Below are 17,197 nucleotides of genomic sequence, written 5' to 3'. Positions count from 1 at the left end.
CGGCCGGCATACGGTATCATAGATGAAACTGGCGGAACGGGGCGAATGGCATGAAAACCCTCTATCTTGTAGGCGGCGCTATGGGGGTGGGCAAGACGACGGTCTGCAGGAGGCTGAAAGTCCTGCTGCCAAACAGCGTATTCTTGGACGGCGATTGGTGCTGGGATATGCACCCCTTTCAAATCACGGAAGAGACCAAGGCGATGGTACTGGACAATATCTGCCATCTGCTGTATAATTTCCTCGGCTGCTCTGCCTTTCAGAATATCATCTTCTGCTGGGTCCTGCATGAGCAGTCCATCCTGGACAGTATTCTTGCGCGGCTGGACCTGAAGGACTGCTCTGTGAAGAGCGTATCCCTGGTCTGCGACGCGGCGCATCTCACGGCGCGGCTGCAGAGGGATGTGGAGCGCGGAATTCGAATGCCGGATGTGATCGGGCGAAGCCTCAGCCGCGTTCCGCTCTATGAGGGGCTGAGCACAGTTAAAGTCGATGTATCTGAGATGACCGCCGAGCAGGCGGCGGAAGCGATCATGAAATTGTGAGGAGAATTGATTTGAAGCATTTGTGTGATTCGGAGATTGCGGCAGACCGGGAGGTTTGCGCAAACTAAAATCTCCGCAAAACCTCCCGAAAAGTGTTTCTGAGCTTTTTAGGAGGCATTTGAATTGAACCGGGAAAACAAAAGAATTCGATATACCAAGGGCTACTACCGTGACCATCCCTGCGCCGACAGCTTTACCTGCAAAGTCTGCGGGCGGCTGGTCGTCCCGGAGGGGGCGGGGAGCGGACATCGGAATCACTGCCCGAACTGTCTTGCAAGTCTCCATGTGGACGAAGCGCCCGGGGACCGGGCGGCGGACTGTGGCGGGATCATGGAACCGGTGGGCGTGTGGGTGCGGAAAAATGGGGAGTGGGCGGTGATCCACCGCTGCCGCCGGTGTGGAAAGCTCAGTTCCAACCGCGTGGCCGCCGATGACAACCCCATGAAGCTGATGTCCATCGCGCTGAAGCCCCTGGCGGCTCCGCCCTTTCCACTGGAACGCATTGAGGAGCTGACCGCCCTGATGGGTGGAGAGGGCTCCATAAGGGCAGCGAAAGGGCAGAGGCCGGAATCGATATGAGCGGCGCGGCCAGTTATGTCGTCCGGAGGCCGGTCTGCCGGTTCCGGTGGGGCTGTGGAATTTGAAAAGACCGGCAAGGTAGGCCCCAGGCCCGCCTTGCCGGTCTTTGGTACGGAAACCACCGGCTAAGCCGGTGAAGGAGCCCCGAAAAAAGCTTTCGTTTCAAGCATCGAGCGAAGTGATCTGCTAACAGCTATAAGAAAATGAAGCGTCTTCAAATCATCATTCACCGCTCCATTCGTTGAAAAAGGCGAGGCCGTATGGATATCCATACGGCCTCGCCTTTTTCAGATGCGACATCAATTTTGTGTCATTTCTGAGGTGAGGGGCGGTCCCCTTCCGGCGGCTCAGGGAGAACCTGATCGACGCAGGACAGGGCATTCATGGTACGGGGGAATCCGATGTAGGGCATACAGAGCATCAGCGCGGCCAAAAGAAGGGGTTTGTCGTTGCCCACCGCCGCATTTCCGCCTGCATGCGCTTTGATTTGATTCTCACATCCGCCTTGGGCGGAGAAGATGCTGAAGGTCAGCAGTTCACGCTGCCGGATGTCCAGCCCGCTGCGGGTATAGAAATCGCCGAAGCAATAGGCGGAGAGATAGTCCTGAAGCGGCTTTTGGTCATTTGGGGCGGCGGCGCGCATTTCATCGATGTGCGGGCCGAAAATGGACTTCTGGGCGGCAATGCCGGCCGTCAGCCGCTCCTCCTCGGAGACTGTGCGCTGACTGGCCAGCGGGAGGGAGATGCCCTGCGTCCGCAGAACTTCGTTGACCGCAGCCGCAGCGGCCTCTGCCTTGCCAAGCCCGATATAAGGTGCGCAGTGATAGACGGCCTCCTTGACTGCCTCTGGTGATGCGCCGGACCGCAGTGCGGCACAGGGTGGAGCTTCACCTCGAACATGGTCTGGTTTGTGGTGGCCACAGCCAGAAGGATCAGCTCCCGCATAACGGGGTCCAGGGCCTCCTGCGCATAGAGCTCACCATAGACCAGCCGCTGTTTGATGGCGGCAAAGTCGGGATCACTCTCCTCCAGCGGAGAGTGACTCCCACCGTAGAGCGCCAAAAGGGTTCGGCGCGCCTCTTCCACTCGATCCATGTGTTTTTCTTCCTCCTTATCCATGACGGCGCACTGCCGCAGGGGGTAGGAGCCGCCCATTATTAAATGTCAGGCAGCCTTGGCCGAGACGGCGCCTTCGGGCAGGGACAGTTCAGATACCCATTCGGCCAACTCGGATGCCGTGACGGTGCCGCTGAAACGGCGGCCAGAGATCCAGGAGGTGGAAGGCACCAGACCGTGGAGATCGGTCGCGCTGGCACCGATGCCGTTGCTGCCGGAGGTGCAGAAGGGGACGATGGTCTTACCTTCAAAATCATAGTGGTCCAGGAATGTGCTGATGATCCGGGGAGCCTGCCCCCACCAGATGGGATATCCCAGAAAGACTACGTTGTATCCCTCCATGCCGGTTACCTCGTCGGAGATGGCGGGACGGGCGGCGGCGTCATTCTGCTCCTGAGAGGCGCGGCTGGAGGGATCGCTGTAATCGAGGTCGGCGGAGGTGTAGGGGTCCTCCGGCACGATCTCATAGAGATCCGCTGCCAATATGTCGGACAGCCGCCCGGCTACGGCCTCGGTGTTGCCGGTGCAGGGAAAATAGGCGACCAGGATGCTGGGTGCTGCCTCCAGCGTTGCGGTGAAGGGACCGTCCATCTCTGTGATCAGGTCCATTCCCGCCTCGATCCGTCCCAGGGGGAGCAGTCCGTCGGAATATCCGGAATCCTGGTAGAAGATGCAGAGGAAGGCGTCGGCGCGGCGGTCGCAAAATGCGGCGTGGCCCGGGACCAGCTTTTCCTCACCACCAAGGTGTGGATCTCAAACGGCGGCTATGAAAAGGCAAAAGCCTCCATCGAGGAGTCCCTGCGGAAACTGAAGAGCGATTACATCGATCTGATGCTGATCCACCAGCCCTTCAATGACTATTACGGCACTTACCGCGCCATGGAAGAGGCATATCGGGAGGGAAAGCTCCGGGCCATCGGCGTCTCCAATTTTTATCCGGACAGGCTGGTGGACCTGTGTCAATTCGTTGAGATCACACCCGCGGTCAATCAGGTGGGGACCCATCCGTTCCTGCAGCAGGGCGCGGCCCATGAGATCATGAAAAAATACGGCGTTCAGCACGAATCCTGGGGGCCTTTTGCAGAGGGCAAAAAAGGGATGTTCTCCAACCCCGTCATCCAGGAGATCGGAGGCAAGTACGGCAAGAGCGCCGCGCAGACGATCCTCCGCTTCCTGATCCAGAGTGACGTAGTCGTGATTCCGAAATCCACGCATCAGGCGCGTATGGCCGAAAATTTCGACGTGTTCGACTTCTCGCTCTCCGAAGCGGATATGGAGGCGATCCGGGGGCTTGACGAGGGGACCAGCGCGTTTCTCTCTCATCAGGACCCCGCCACAGTTGAATTCCTCACCTCTCTGCACTGAAGAAAGGAACGGAAGGATGGACTATGTGCAATTGGGCGGCTCGGATATCAGGGCCTCACGTCTCTGCGTCGGCTGCATGAGCTTCGGAGACCCCGCAAGCAAGATGCACGCATGGACGCTGGACCCGCAGAAAAGCGAAGAGATCATCAGGCATGCCCTGGAACTCGGCATCAATTTTTTTGACACTGCAAACACCTATTCTGCGGGGACCAGTGAGGAGTACCTTGGACGGGCCATCAAGAACAATGTTTCCAGGGATAAGGTGGTTCTGGCCTCCAAGGTGTACTTTAACGAAGGCCATCTCTCCCGGACCGCGATCCTGCGGGAGATCAACGGTACGCTCCGGCGCCTGGGAACGGACTACCTGGACCTGTATATCATTCACCGCTTTGACTCTGATACACCGGTGGAGGAGACGATGGAGGCGCTCCACAGCCTGGTCAAGGCAGGGAAGGTACGGGCATTGGGGGCCTCCGCCATGTACGGATACCAGTTCTGTCAATTGCAGATGTGTGCGAAGGACCACGGCTGGACGCCCTTTGTCTCCATGCAGAACCACTACAACCTGTTGTATCGGGAAGACGAGAGGGAGCTGATTCCCATTTGCGACCAGATGCATGTCGCCCGCACACCGTACAGCCCACTTGCCGCCGGGAGACTGGCCCGGCCGGAGTGGAGCGCGGATACTCTGCGCAGCAGAACGGATAAGGTCGCCGCATCCAAGTACGACAGCACACAGGAAAGCGACCGCAGGATCGTAAAACGCGTTCAGGAACTGGCGGAAAAATACGCCGCAACAATGACGCAGATCGCGCTGGCCTGGCAGTTTGCAAAGGGCGTGACGTCTCCCATCATAGGCGCGACGAAGGTGGAGTATTTTGACGACGCGGCAGGCGCGCTGAACATAACCCTTGCGGCGGAGGATGTCTCCTACCTGGAGGAACTGTATGTTCCGCACAGAGTCGTGGGTGCTCTGTAGCGCTGCGAAAGCAATTGCGATTTACAGGAGGAATTTTTGATGTTAGGTGATTTCAGCTATTCAAACCCCACAAAGCTCTATTTTGGAGAGCACTCGCTGGAGGGCCTCCGCAAGGAGCTTCCGGCCTACGGCAAAAACGTGCTGCTGGTCTACGGCGGCGGCTCTATCCGGAAAAATGGGATCTACGACCGTGTCGTCGTGATCCTCAAAGCCTGCGGCAAAGAGATCGTTGAGGATGGCGGCGTGATGCCCAATCCCACGGTGGAAAAGCTCTACGAGGGATGCAGGCGGGCACGGGAGGGCAAGGTGGAACTGATCCTGGCCGTGGGCGGCGGATCGGTCTGTGATTATGCCAAGGCGGTTTCCGTCTCAGCTTATTGCGAGGAGGATCCCTGGGAGAAATATTATCTCCGTATGGAGGACGCGGACAACAAGATCATCCCGGTGGGCTGCGTGCTGACCATGGTCGGTACCGGCTCTGAGATGAACGGCGGCTCGGTGATCACCCATCACGGGCAAAAGCGGAAGATCGGTCACGTATTCGGCGACAACGTATTCCCCAAGTTCTCCATCCTCAACCCGGTCTTTACCTTCACGCTGCCGAAATACCAGATGACGGCGGGCTTCTTCGACATCATGTCCCACATCTTGGAGCAGTATTTTTCCGGGGAGGACGACAACACCTCTGACTATATCATGGAAGGGCTGGAGCGGATGGAGGCCTATATGCGCGAGCTCGGGCTGGTCATGAGCGTCCGGGAGCTTGGGGTCACTGAGGATATGCTGGACGGAATCGCGGACGGCTCCTTCCTTATGGAGGGGGGGTATAAGACCCTGACGCATGAGGAGATCGTGGGCATCCTGAAAGAGAGCATGAGGGCCCGGACCTGACCCGGTGCCTCCCCCTCAGGAAGCCGAGGCGTCCTCTTCGACACGGATGAACATGCTGCAAAAGGCGGTAAGCAGGAGAAGACAGCATACGAGTGCGGCCCGTCCGGACAGCAGCTCCGTACACCAGACCCCCAGCGCAGCGCCCAGGATGAAGAAGAGAATGATGCCATAGTATTGAAGGGCCTGACGGAGCGCCCCACGGTCCCGGGTGTGAAGGCCGTGGAAGAGCAGGGCGGTGCCGCTGCGGAGATTGCCGGTACACATGGTGGTGGCGACGGCGTTGCCTCGGATCTTCCGGAAGCTCTCCACCTGCATGGCGCAGACGAAAGAAACGGCCACATTGACGGCCGCGTCCCACCGGCCCGGAGGGACATAAGCCACCATCAGCAGGATGAGAAATTCCGCGGCGACGATGAGCTGCCGCCAGTGGATGGCCGGCCTGGGGCGGAAGTGGGCCCGGACCATGTCGGTGACCATGACGCCGGCGGCAAAGGCCAGAATGGGGATGAGATAGTGGAGCAGCATTTCATAGTTTCCCTGCGCCAGGCTGAGCCCCAGCAGAACGATGTTGCCGGTCTGGGCGTTGGCAAAGACGCCGCCCCGGGAGAGATAGGTATAGGTGTCCAGAAAACCGCCCACGACCGTGAGCAAGGCGCCCAGGCGGAAGGTCTCGGACATCTGACGCTGTTTTTGATGCATGGGATCGCCTCCTGACGCAGATGATGCCGGTGATGCGGCGCGGAGGAAAAGGAGCGGGCCTGCCCGAACAGGGAGAATAGGGGCCGCCGGCGGGGTGCTTTCGCAATCTCTGACCGAGGCTCAACCAGTGTGGGTGCAGACCTCGCGGATTTTGGCCTGGAGCTTTTTGAGATCCTCGAAGGATTCCGGACGCTTGCGGGGGTCGCGGAGCAGTGCGGAGGGGTGGTAGATCGCCATCATGTGGACGCCGGCCCTGTCGAACCATTGCCCGTGCTCTTTGGTGATCTTGAAATCCTCACGAATGAGGCGGGTGGCGGCAATGCGGCCCAGACAGACGATGATTTTCGGTCGGATGAGCGCGACCTGATTGCGGAGGTAGCCGATGCATGCGTCCATCTCCACGTTCAGCGGGTCGCGATTTTGTGGGGGACGGCATTTGACCACATTGCCAATGAAGTATTGGGAGCGGTCTAGGTCGATGATGGAGAGCATATCGTCCAGGAACTGACCGGCGCGGCCCACAAAGGGGTGCCCCGTCAGGTCCTCTTGTTCACCCGGACCCTCGCCGATGAACATGACCTCGGCATCCCGGTTCCCCTCGCCAAAGACCACGTTGTGCCGGGTCTCACAGAGGGCGCACTTTTGGCAGGAGCGGCAGGCAGACTCCAGTTCCGTCCAATTCAGCATATATGGATTCCCCGTTTCTTTGGTAGGATAACAGTCTTGTGATACGACGGTAATTGACATTATACCACAAAAATACGGCAATTGAAAATCTGCGCTTTTGACAAAAATGACGGTTGACATTTTTTTGAAAAGCGCATATACTACCCACAACAAAGGCAATGACGAAGACCGCGCCCTATGAGGGCCGCCAGAGAATCCGGGTCACCGACTGAGAGCCCGGTCCGGCAGGATGGGGATGCGCAACACTTACCGAGCCGGGGGTTCGAGTTCCGCAGAGGGAGGAGGGCTCCACGCATTCCCGCGTTAAGGGAGCCAAGAGGCCGTCTCAAGGACGAGGCGGCAACGTTTGGGTGGTACCGCGGAATTTTTCCGTCCCGAAACTGTTTCATACAGTTTCGGGATTTTTTATACTCAAATGATTCAGAAAGGACGTGAACGGTTGTGGAATTCCTGAAAGGCATGAAAAAGACGGAGCGGCTGGAACTCAAAGACATCATAGGAGGTGCCCACCGGAATGAGACCGTTCAGGTCTCCGGCATGGTACACGCCAAGCGGCCGGTGGGAGGCGGCCTCACCTTTTTGAAACTGCGCAAGCGGGACGGGCTTTTGCAGTGTACCTGTGGGGAGCGGGTGGACGTGTCGAAGGTCCCGGAAGAGTCTGCTGTGGTTGTGACTGGGCGGCTTCGGGAGGAGCTCCGGGCCCCGGGCGGGGTGGAGCTGGTGGCAGAGGGGATAGAGGTGCTGTCCCGGCCTGCGGCAGTCATGCCGGTGCCCATCCCCAAGGCCAAGCTGAACGTAAACTTGGATACCGAGCTGGGACTTCGGCCCGTGGTGCTGCGGCATCTGCGGGAGCGCAGTGTGTTTAGGGTCCAGGAATGTCTGGGGCGCGCCTTCCGGGATTATCTCCGGGACCAGGGGTTTACCGAGATCCACACCCCCAAGATCGTACACGCCGGAGCGGAGGGCGGCTCCAACATCTTCCGGCTGGACTATTTTGGGCGGAAAGCCTTTCTGGCCCAGTCTCCCCAGTTTTACAAGCAGACCATGGTGGGCGTTTATGAGCGCGTCTTTGAACTCGCCCCCGTCTTTCGGGCGGAGAAGCACTCCACCGCGCGGCATCTCAACGAATATACCTCCATGGACTTTGAGATGGGCTTTATCAACTCCTTCGAGGACGTAATGGCCATGGAGACGGGATTCCTCCAGCACGCCATGGCCCTGCTGAGAGAGGAATACGCACAGGATGTGGAGCGGCTGGGCATCCGGATACCGGATGTGAGCGCGGTCCCCTGCATCCGCTTCGACGAGGCCAAGCGCCTGGCCGCAGAGAGATACGGGTATTCGATCCGGGACCCTTACGATCTGGAGCCGGAGGAGGAACACGCCATTGGACGATACGCCAGGGAGGTGTGGGAAAGCGACTTCGTTTTTGTCACCCACTATCCCAGCAAAAAGCGCCCCTTCTATGCCATGGATGACCCTGAAGACCCCCAATACACCCTCTCCTTCGACCTCCTCTTCCGGGGACTGGAGGTCACCACGGGGGGACAGCGCATCCACGACTACAGGGCGCAGGTGGCGAAGATGGAGGCACGGGGCATGGACCCGGCGGATTTTGAGAGCTATCTCATGGCCCATAGACATGGCCTGCCCCCCCACGGCGGCCTGGGCATCGGACTGGAGCGGCTGACCATGCAGCTATGCGGCCTGGACAATGTGCGGTATGCCTGCCTGTTTCCCAGAGATCTGAGCCGGCTGGAACCGTGATAGAAGGAGGAAGACGATGAAGATTACCGAAGAGATGGTGGATACGATCTCGGCGCTGTCCCGGCTCAAGCTCCCGGAGGAGGAGAAGGTCCGTATGGCCGGAGAGCTGGAACGGATCCTGGAATATGTGGAGGTGCTCAATACTTTGGACACCGCCGCGGTGGAGCCCATGAGCCATGTGTTCCCGGTAAAGAACGTGTTCCGGGCCGACGTGGTGGAGCCCTCGGCGGACCGGAGGGATCTGCTCAGAAACGCGCCGATACCGGATGAAGAGGCTTTTTTGGTACCCAAGACTGTGGAGTGAGGAGGACGGAACATGGAACTGCACGCACTTACCGCCCTCCAGCTGGGCGAAAAGATTCGGGCTGGAGAGGTCTCGCCGGTGGAGGCCGCGCAGGCCGCCCTGGACCGCGTCCGGCAGGAACAGGGCAGAAACAACGCCTTTATCACTGTGCTGGGCGACGCCGCGCTGTCCGAGGCCCTGGAGACGGAGAAACAACTGCGCGCCGGAGCGCGGCTGAGCCCGCTGGCCGGAGTGCCGATGGGGCTCAAAGACAACATCTGCACCAAAGGCATCAAGACCTCCTGCGCCTCTAAAATTCTGGGAGACTTTGCCCCTCCCTACGACGCCACCCTGGTCCAGCGGCTCCGCGCGGCGGGAGGCGTGCTGCTGGGGAAGCTGAACATGGATGAGTTCGCCATGGGCTCCACCTCCGAGACCTCTTTTTACGGACCTGTGAGGAACCCCTGGGGCCTCACGCGGGTGCCCGGAGGGTCCTCCGGCGGGGCGGCGGCCGCCGTTGCTGCGGGGGAGTGTTGGTATGCCGTCGGCTCCGACACCGGCGGCTCCATCCGTCAGCCGGCCGCCTATTGCGGCGTCACCGGCATGAAGCCCACTTACGGTACGGTGAGCCGGTATGGGCTTGTCGCCTATGCCTCCTCCCTGGACCAGATGGGGCCCATCGCCCGCACCGCCGCCGACTGCGCGGCGGTGCTGGACCTCATCATGGGGAGGGACCGCCGGGACGGCACCAGTCTGGAGGTGGAAAGCGGCGGCTTGCTTGCAGGGCTTACCGGCGATGTGCGGGGCATGAAGATCGGCCTCCCCGCCGACTGTTTCGGAGAGGGTCTGGAGCCAGAAGTCCGCGCCTGTGTCCTCGCGGCTGCGGATGTGCTGCGGGCCAGGGGGGCCCAGGTGGAGGAGTTCGCCCTGCCGATCATGCGGTATGTGGTGCCGGCCTACTATATGATCGCCGCCGCGGAGGCGAGTTCCAACCTCTCACGGTTCGACGGGGTGAAATACGGCTGGCGGGCGGAGGGATATGAGGACTTGACGGATCTCTACAGCAAGACCCGGACCGAGGGCTTCGGCTCGGAGGTCAAACGCCGCATCCTGCTGGGCGCCTTTGTGCTCTCCGCAGGCTACTACGACGCCTATTATAAAAAGGCCCTCCAGGTAAAGGCGGTCATAAAACGGGCCTATGACGAGGCGTTCGAGAAATATGACCTGCTGCTCACCCCCGTGGCCCCGTCCACCGCCCCCAGGCTGGGGGAAAGCCTCGACGATCCGCTGAAGATGTATCTCTCGGATATCTATACCGTGCCGCTCAATCTGGCGGGGCTGCCGGGGCTGAGCATGCCCTGCGGCTTCGACGGCGGCGGGATGCCCATTGGCGCCCAGCTCATTGGGCCCGCGCTGGGGGAGGCCAAGGTGTTGGGGGCCGCCCACGCGTTCCAACTGGACACCGACTATCACACCAAAATGCCCAAGGGAGGGGACGCGCAATGACATGGGAAACGGTCATCGGCCTGGAGACCCATGTGGAGCTGGCCACCAGGACGAAAATATTCTGCGCCTGCACAACGGAATTCGGCGGCGCGCCCAACACCCACTGCTGCCCGGTGTGCACAGGCATGCCCGGCGCGCTGCCCGTCATGAACGAAAAGGTGCTGGAGTTTGCGGTGAAGGCCGGGCTGGCCCTGCACTGTGAGATCACCCGCTACAGCAAATTTGACCGGAAAAACTATTTCTATCCCGACCTTCCGAAGGCATATCAGGTCTCCCAGCTCTACCTGCCCATTGCGCGGAACGGCGCGGTGCCCATCAAGACGGGCAAGACCATCCGCATCCATGAGCTGCACATGGAGGAGGACGCGGGCAAGCTGGTCCACGACCCCTGGATCGACCAGACACGGGCAGACTACAACCGCTGCGGCGTCCCCCTCATTGAGATCGTCACCGAGCCCGACTTCCGCTCTGGGGAGGAGGTCATCGCCTATCTGGAAAAGCTGCGCTCCACCCTCCAGTATCTGGGGGTTTCCGACTGCAAGATGCAGGAGGGCTCTCTCCGCTGCGATGTAAACCTCTCCGTCCGCCCCGCGGGCTCACAGGAGCTGGGCACCCGCACGGAGATGAAGAACCTCAACTCCTTTAAGGCCATTGCCCGGGCCATCGCATATGAGGCCCGGCGGCAGATCGAGTGTATGGAAGAGGGAAAACGCATCATCCAGGAGACCCGCCGGTGGGATGAGAACAAGGATGCCACTTTTGCCATGCGCTCCAAGGAGAACGCCCAGGACTACCGATATTTCCCTGAGCCGGACATTCCGCCCATGGAGGTCACCGAGGACTATCTGGAGCGCCTGAAGGCAGAGCTTCCGGAACTGGCGGAAGAAAAGATGGCGCGGTATCAAAGGGAGTGGAGCCTGCCGGCCTATGATACCGAGATGATCACAGGGCAGAAGGCCCTGGCGGACTTTTTTGAGGAGACGGTAGCGTTGGGTGCGCCGCCCAAGCAGGCCGCCAACTGGATCATGGGGGAGGTGCTCCGGCAGCTCTCCGCCGGCGGGATGGAGGCAAAGGACATGGCCTTTACCCCCCGGACGCTGGCCCGCCTCATTGCGCTGGTCCAGACCGGTAGGCTCAACCGCAATACGGCCGTCAAGGTCTTCGACGCGGTGTTCGCTTCGGACGGCGATGCGGACGCCTATGTAAAAGAACATGGCCTGGAACAGGTCTCCGACTCGGGGCTGGTGGCTGCCGCGGTGGAGAAGGTGTTCTCCGCAAACCCCAAGTCCATCGAGGACTACCGGGCGGGGAAGGAGAAGGCCTTCGGCTTCCTGGTGGGGCAGGTCATGCGGGAGCTCAGGGGGCAGGCATCTCCCCAGGTGGTCAACCAGATCATCCGGGAAAGGCTGGAACAGGTGAAATAGACGGAAAGAGAGGGGTGGGACGGAACAGGTGCACGCCGCTCTCCACAAGTAGCGCCCTGCCGGCTCCCCTGGTGTTTCCCAGAAACGCCAGGGGAGCCGGCAGGGCGTTTTCCACCCGGTGCATTAAGTACATAAGTTCTGGAGCAGCGCCATCCGGCGGAAGAACAGCTCTGGATATGCCATCGGCTCCACTGCCGGGCATGCCCCCCGAACAGACTTTTAAAGCAGGGGAAAAGCTGATATAATGGTACCATCAAACAAAAATACTGCCGAGAGGAGAATGGACCATGCGGTTTCTTCGCCGCCCCTTGGCTTTTGCGCTGAGCATGCTCATACTTCTGGGATTCTTGTTCAGCCAAGCATCCGCCGCCGAGACGGAAAAGCGCCTGACCATCCTGTTCACCCACGACACGCACGATCACTTTTTGCCCATGCCCGCCGAAGGGGGCGGGGAGTACGGGGGCTATACCCGCCTGGCCGCGCTTTTGAAGGCCGAACGGGCTGCGGCGCAGACGCCGGTGGTCACGCTGGACGCCGGGGACTTCTCCATGGGCTCCCTGTTCCAGACCATATACGCCACGGATGCCCCGGAATTGCGGGTGCTGGGCGCCATGGGGTATGACGTGACGACGCTGGGAAACCATGAGTTTGACTACCGGGCGCAGGGCCTTGCCGATATGCTGCGCGCGGCTGCGGACAGCGGGGATATCTGCCCCGCCATCGTGCAGGCCAACTATAAGCCGCCGGAGAGCGACGCCGGCACCTGGCAGGCATGGGAGCGATATGGGATCTCGGATTATACGGTTGTGGAGCGGGGCGGTCTGCGGGTCGCCGTCTTTGGAGTCCTGGGTGTGGATGCCGACGAGTGTGCGCCTATGTCGGGCATGGAGTTCGAGCCCATCGCCGAGGCCGCCAAACGGGTGGTGGCGGAGATCCAAGCGGAGGCGGATGCCGATTTTGTGATCTGCCTTTCCCACAGCGGCACCGACGAGAAAGGAAAGGGAGAGGACTACGCGCTGGCAAAGGCGGTCCCCGGCATCGACGTCATCATCTCCGGGCACACCCACTCCACAACACAGACGCCCATTCAGACAGGTGGCGCACAGATCGTCTCCTGCGGCGAGTATGCCCAGAACCTCGGGGCGCTTACCATCCGCCGGGGCGGAGAGGGAGAGGCGGTGACGGTAGAGGATTATCGCCTGATCCCCGTAGATGAGACGGTCCCGGACGACCCGGCCATGGCCGCGCTGGCCGGGACCTTTCAAAAGCGGGTGGAGGAGACCTATCTGGCCGACTACGGCCTGGGGTTTGAGGAAGTGCTGGCAAGGACCCCCTTTGATTTTACCCCCATCCGTCAGTTCGGCCAGACGCAGGGAGAGGACGCCCTGGGGAATCTGATCGCGGACGCCTACATCCATGCGGTCAAGGCCGCGGAAGGCGCGGATTATGTGCCTGTGGACTTCGCGGTGGTGGCCGCCGGCGTGGTCCGGGGTTCTTTTGCCGCTGGAGAGATTACGGTGTCCGATGCCTTCCAGGTCTCCTCGCTGGGGTCCGGGGGAGACGGAACGCCGGGATATCCTCTGATCTCGGTCTATATCACCGGGCGGGAGTTGCGGGACACCTTTGAGGTGGACGCCTCGGTGACGCCGCTGATGTCCGCCGCGCAGCTTTACGGCGCGGGGATGACCTGGACCTTCAACCCCCACCGGATGCTGTTTGACAAGGTGACGGACTGTGCCCAGGTGCTGGAGGATGGACGCACGGTCCCGCTGGAGGACGACAGGCTCTATCGGGTGGTCACCGGACTCTATTCGGGTCAGATGCTGGGGGCGGTGAACGACAAGAGCTTCGGGCTCCTCACCATCACGCCCAAGGATGAGCAGGGAGTCCCGGTGACGGACTTCGAGGCGCGGATCCTCCACAATGCCGACGGCACCGAGGTGAAGGAGTGGTATGCCCTGGCGTCCTATCTCCAGTCCATGGGGATGGTGGACGCCCGGTACGCGGCGCCAGAGGGGCGCAAGGTGGTAAACGCCTCCTGGAACCCCATTGCGCTGCTGAAAAACCCCGGCGGGACGACCATTTTTGCGCTGCTTCTGGCGCTGGCAGCGGTCCTGATCGTGATCTTGGCGCTGAGAAGGCTCCTGGGGCGGAGACCGCGGAGCGGCGGATACCGGAACTATCGCGGAAGGAGAAGGTAGCGGCCGGACGACAGGCGGCAAGTGAGGCCCCGCTGCGCGTCCATTGTGGCAAAGACTGTTTTCAGGGGCGGAAATGGCCGAGAATCAGGTTTAAATGTCAATTGCAATCGGAAAAATGATATGTTAGGATTAGTTCAAATCGTGATTGATTCGGAGGCGGCTTATGTCCATCCATGAGGAATGCGGAGTCTTTGGCATCTACGACCCCAACGGCGGCTGCGCACGCACCGCTTATTACGGCCTTTACGCGCTCCAGCACCGGGGCCAGGAGGCGGCGGGCATTGCCACGATCAATGACCGGGAGCTCTCCTACCACAAGGACCTAGGGCTGGTGGGCGACGTCTTTGACGACGAGACGCTGGAGCGGCTGAACGGCACCATGGCGGTGGGACACGTGCGCTATGCCACCACCGGAGGCGGGCGCCGGGAAAACGCCCAGCCCCTGACCCTCAAATATGTCAAAGGGACCCTGGCCGTGGCCCACAACGGCAACCTGGTGAATACGCCGGAGCTGCGCACCGGGTTTGAGTACAAGGGCGCCATTTTTCAGACCACTACGGATTCGGAGATCATCGCCTATGCCATTGCCCAGGAGCGCCTCCGCTGCCCCTCGGTGGAGGAGGCGGTATGCCGGGCCATGGAGGGCCTGCGGGGAGCGTTTTCCCTGATCGTGATGTCCCCGCGGAAGCTGGTGGCCGCCCGGGATCCATGGGGATTTCGGCCGCTGTGCATGGGCCGGCGGGGGGATGCCGTCGTCTTTGCCTCGGAATCCTGCGCGCTGGACGCGGTGGACGCGGTCTATGAGCGGGAGATCGAGCCTGGCGAGATCGCCGTGGTGGAGGACGGGAAGGTGCGCTTCATCCGGGAAAACTGTGAAGGCGCCACCTCCCATATGTGCATTTTTGAATATATCTATTTTGCCCGTCCCGATTCAGTGATCTGCGGTCAGAGCGTACATGAGGCCCGGCTGGAGGCCGGGCGTATCCTGGCACGGGAGCACCCGGCGGAGGCCGACGTGGTCATCGGCGTGCCGGACTCCGGCCTGGACGCTGCCATGGGATACGCTGAGGCGTCGGGTATTCCCTACGGCGAGGGTTTTGTCAAGAACCGCTACATTGGGCGGACCTTTATCACCCCCGACCAGAAGAGCCGGGAGAATGCGGTCCGGCTCAAACTGGGCGCCCTCAAAAGCCAGGTGGCGGGCAAGCGGGTGGTGATGATCGACGATTCCATCGTCCGCGGCACCACCTCCAGGCAGATCATCAGCCTCCTGCGGGACGCGGGGGCCACGGAGGTCCATTTTCGGGTCTCCTCACCCACCTTTATCTCGCCCTGCTATTTCGGCACCGACATCCCGGACAAGGAGAACCTCATCGCCTGCCACCACTCTGTGGAGGAGATCCGGCAGATGACCGGGGCGGACAGTTTGGGCTTTCTCAGCACACAGGCGCTGGACCACCTGGCGCCGCAGGCCGCCTGCGGCTTCTGCAAGGGATGTTTCACGGAGAAATACCCGGTGGAGACGCCGCAGGCGTGACGCGCTTCCACCATTTGCAGCAGCCTCTTGCAAATATTGCATAAAGAGCGGAGGGAAACGGAGCTCGTCCCTGATATATGCAACAAAAAGAGGAGAAGCCTCCAAATTTAGCTTGACAGCGGGCGCCGAAGCCGGTATACTCAGAGCATCAGTTGAGAACGAAGGCGTTCCACCCGAGAAGGGCGGAGCGCCTTCTCTGTTATATCATTCAATGAGGAAGGGGATTTTTACCATGGCGTACACCAAGGAAGACATTATCCGCATCGTCAAAGAAGAGGACATCGAGTTTATCCGCATGCAGTTCACCGATATTTTCGGTCAGCTCAAGAACGTGGCGCTCACCGCGTCTCAGGTTGAGAAGGCGGTCAACAACCAGATCATGTTCGACGGCTCCTCCATCGAGGGTTTTGTGCGGATCGATGAGTCCGACCAGTACCTCTATCCCGACTTGGATTCCTTTGTGGTATTCCCCTGGCGGCCTCAGCACGGCAAGGTGGCCCGCCTTATCTGCGACGTCTATAATCCCGACGGCACCCCCTTTGTAGGCGATCCCCGCAGCGTTTTGAAGAAGGTGCTGAAGAAGGCGGAGAGCATGGGCTATGACGCCTTCAACGTGGGGCCGGAGGCCGAGTTCTTCCTCTTTCAGACCGACGAGGAGGGCAAGCCCACCACCAAGACCAACGATGAGGCCGGTTACTTTGACCTGGGCCCTCTGGACCACGGCGAGGGTACGCGCCGCGAGATCTGCCTGGCGCTGGAGCAAATGGGCTATGAGATCGAGGCCAGCCACCACGAGGTGGCCGAGGGGCAGCATGAGATCGACTTCAAGTATGCCGACGCCCTGAAGGCTGCCGACAACATCATGACCTTTAAACTGGCGGTCAAGACGCTGGCCCAGAAGAACGGGCTGCATGCCACCTTTATGCCCAAGCCCATTTTTGGTGTCAACGGCTCCGGCATGCACACCAATATGTCCCTCTTCAAGAATGGTAAGAATGTGTTTTATGACGCCAACGGTGAAAAAGGACTGTCCAAGGAGGCGTACAGCTTCATCGCCGGCCTGCTGGCCCATGTGAAGGGCATGGCCGCCGTCACCAACCCGCTGGTGAACTCCTATAAGCGCCTGGTGCCTGGCTATGAGGCCCCCTGCTATCTGGCTTGGTCCGCATCCAACCGCTCCGCCCTGATCCGGATCCCTGCCGCCCGCGGACAGTCCACCCGTGTGGAGCTCCGCTCTCCCGACCCGGCCTGCAACCCCTATCTGGAGCTGGCCGTCTGCCTGGCCGCCGGCCTGGACGGCATTGAAAAGGGGATGGTCCCTCCTGCGGAAATCACCGAGAATATTTTCGCCATGGATGCGGACGCCCGCAAGGCCCACGGTATCGAGAGCCTGCCCGGCTCCCTGGAGGAGGCCATCAAGGCTATGCAAGAGGATCAGCTCATCCTGGATACGCTGGGCGAGCATGTCGCCGCCAACTATATCGAGGGCAAGATGAAGGAGTGGGACGAGTACCGCACCCGTGTGAGCTCCTGGGAGCGCGAGAAGTACATCATCAACTATTAAAAATCTGTTTTGACCCGGCTGTGCTCCGGCAGGAAACTTCCGCCCCTAGCCGGA

The 17,197-nt window shown here is 60.6% G+C and carries 16 protein-coding genes and 1 pseudogene; 12 read left to right on the top strand and 5 right to left on the bottom strand.

Translation table 11 applies throughout. The features are described from left to right. The first annotated feature begins 50 nt into the window (after window positions 1-50). Both SRB521_RS09520 and SRB521_RS09515 read left to right on the top strand, forming a co-directional pair. Window positions 51-545 carry an AAA family ATPase gene (locus tag SRB521_RS09520; RefSeq protein ID WP_116721745.1) on the top strand — a complete coding sequence of 165 codons (495 nt, stop codon included), beginning with the start codon at window positions 51-53 and terminating at the stop codon, window positions 543-545. Window positions 546-668: 123 nt separating this feature from the next. Further along, complete coding sequence (locus SRB521_RS09515) at window positions 669-1,124, top strand: RNHCP domain-containing protein (protein ID WP_033116846.1); 456 nt, start codon at window positions 669-671, stop codon at window positions 1,122-1,124. A 310-nt stretch (window positions 1,125-1,434) separates the two neighbouring features. Here SRB521_RS09515 and SRB521_RS16515 read toward each other — a convergent pair whose 3' ends face one another. The 3 genes from SRB521_RS16515 to SRB521_RS09505 all read right to left on the bottom strand — a co-directional run bounded on the left by SRB521_RS16515 (window position 1,435) and on the right by SRB521_RS09505 (window position 2,849). Next, a complete protein-coding gene (locus SRB521_RS16515; RefSeq protein WP_242976526.1) occupies window positions 1,435-1,767 on the bottom strand; it encodes a carboxymuconolactone decarboxylase family protein in 333 nt (110 codons plus the stop codon). A gap of 50 nt (window positions 1,768-1,817) precedes the next feature. Continuing rightward, window positions 1,818-2,219 (bottom strand): carboxymuconolactone decarboxylase family protein, encoded by a 402-nt coding sequence (locus SRB521_RS16510; protein WP_243268971.1) that lies wholly within the window; start codon window positions 2,217-2,219, stop codon window positions 1,818-1,820. Between the two features lie 69 nt (window positions 2,220-2,288). Continuing rightward, complete coding sequence (locus tag SRB521_RS09505; protein ID WP_116721744.1) at window positions 2,289-2,849, bottom strand: flavodoxin; 561 nt, start codon at window positions 2,847-2,849, stop codon at window positions 2,289-2,291. 66 nt (window positions 2,850-2,915) lie between these two features. Here SRB521_RS09505 and SRB521_RS09500 point away from each other — a divergent pair. The 3 genes and pseudogenes from SRB521_RS09500 to SRB521_RS09490 form a co-directional block, all read left to right on the top strand. Beyond that, window positions 2,916-3,605 (top strand): annotated as a pseudogene (locus tag SRB521_RS09500) (aldo/keto reductase); the annotation flags it as partial. Between the two features lie 16 nt (window positions 3,606-3,621). Continuing rightward, the gene (locus SRB521_RS09495; protein WP_075703715.1) at window positions 3,622-4,584 is read left to right on the top strand and encodes an aldo/keto reductase; all 963 of its coding nucleotides are present in this window, start codon (window positions 3,622-3,624) and stop codon (window positions 4,582-4,584) included. A 39-nt stretch (window positions 4,585-4,623) separates the two neighbouring features. After that, on the top strand, window positions 4,624-5,475 hold the full coding sequence (locus tag SRB521_RS09490) for an iron-containing alcohol dehydrogenase (RefSeq protein WP_075703717.1): 852 nt from the start codon (window positions 4,624-4,626) through the stop codon (window positions 5,473-5,475). 15 nt (window positions 5,476-5,490) lie between these two features. On the opposite strand, the gene SRB521_RS09485 is transcribed toward SRB521_RS09490, so the two are convergent. Then, window positions 5,491-6,174: a YoaK family protein gene (locus SRB521_RS09485; RefSeq protein WP_058117575.1), complete on the bottom strand. Its 684-nt coding sequence runs from the start codon at window positions 6,172-6,174 to the stop codon at window positions 5,491-5,493. 120 nt (window positions 6,175-6,294) lie between these two features. Then, the gene (locus SRB521_RS09480; RefSeq protein WP_033116853.1) at window positions 6,295-6,861 is read right to left on the bottom strand and encodes a uracil-DNA glycosylase; all 567 of its coding nucleotides are present in this window, start codon (window positions 6,859-6,861) and stop codon (window positions 6,295-6,297) included. Window positions 6,862-7,302: 441 nt separating this feature from the next. Between SRB521_RS09480 and aspS the strand changes: the two genes are divergently transcribed. The 7 genes from aspS to glnA all read left to right on the top strand — a co-directional run bounded on the left by aspS (window position 7,303) and on the right by glnA (window position 17,143). Continuing rightward, window positions 7,303-8,628 (top strand): aspartate--tRNA(Asn) ligase, encoded by a 1,326-nt coding sequence (aspS, locus tag SRB521_RS09475; RefSeq protein WP_058117576.1) that lies wholly within the window; start codon window positions 7,303-7,305, stop codon window positions 8,626-8,628. Window positions 8,629-8,644: 16 nt separating this feature from the next. After that, window positions 8,645-8,932, top strand: coding sequence for an Asp-tRNA(Asn)/Glu-tRNA(Gln) amidotransferase subunit GatC (gatC, locus tag SRB521_RS09470; protein WP_058117577.1), 288 nt, complete (start codon window positions 8,645-8,647; stop codon window positions 8,930-8,932). Between the two features lie 12 nt (window positions 8,933-8,944). After that, on the top strand, window positions 8,945-10,417 hold the full coding sequence (gene gatA, locus SRB521_RS09465; RefSeq protein WP_116721743.1) for an Asp-tRNA(Asn)/Glu-tRNA(Gln) amidotransferase subunit GatA: 1,473 nt from the start codon (window positions 8,945-8,947) through the stop codon (window positions 10,415-10,417). Then, on the top strand, window positions 10,414-11,841 hold the full coding sequence (gatB, locus tag SRB521_RS09460) for an Asp-tRNA(Asn)/Glu-tRNA(Gln) amidotransferase subunit GatB (protein ID WP_075703720.1): 1,428 nt from the start codon (window positions 10,414-10,416) through the stop codon (window positions 11,839-11,841). The genes gatA and gatB overlap by 4 nt, the downstream gene beginning before the upstream one ends. A gap of 287 nt (window positions 11,842-12,128) precedes the next feature. Next, complete coding sequence (locus tag SRB521_RS09455) at window positions 12,129-14,042, top strand: bifunctional metallophosphatase/5'-nucleotidase (RefSeq protein WP_116721742.1); 1,914 nt, start codon at window positions 12,129-12,131, stop codon at window positions 14,040-14,042. Between the two features lie 163 nt (window positions 14,043-14,205). Then, complete coding sequence (purF, locus tag SRB521_RS09450) at window positions 14,206-15,579, top strand: amidophosphoribosyltransferase (protein WP_075703722.1); 1,374 nt, start codon at window positions 14,206-14,208, stop codon at window positions 15,577-15,579. A 232-nt stretch (window positions 15,580-15,811) separates the two neighbouring features. Further along, entirely contained in the window at window positions 15,812-17,143 is a 1,332-nt protein-coding gene (gene glnA, locus SRB521_RS09445) for a type I glutamate--ammonia ligase (RefSeq protein ID WP_033116874.1), read from the top strand. Window positions 17,144-17,197: the final 54 nt, after the last annotated feature.

It is taken from the genome of Intestinimonas butyriciproducens (assembly GCF_004154955.1).
Classification (GTDB): domain Bacteria; phylum Bacillota; class Clostridia; order Oscillospirales; family Oscillospiraceae; genus Intestinimonas; species Intestinimonas butyriciproducens.
This window is presented reverse-complemented; position numbering and strand designations above follow the sequence as displayed.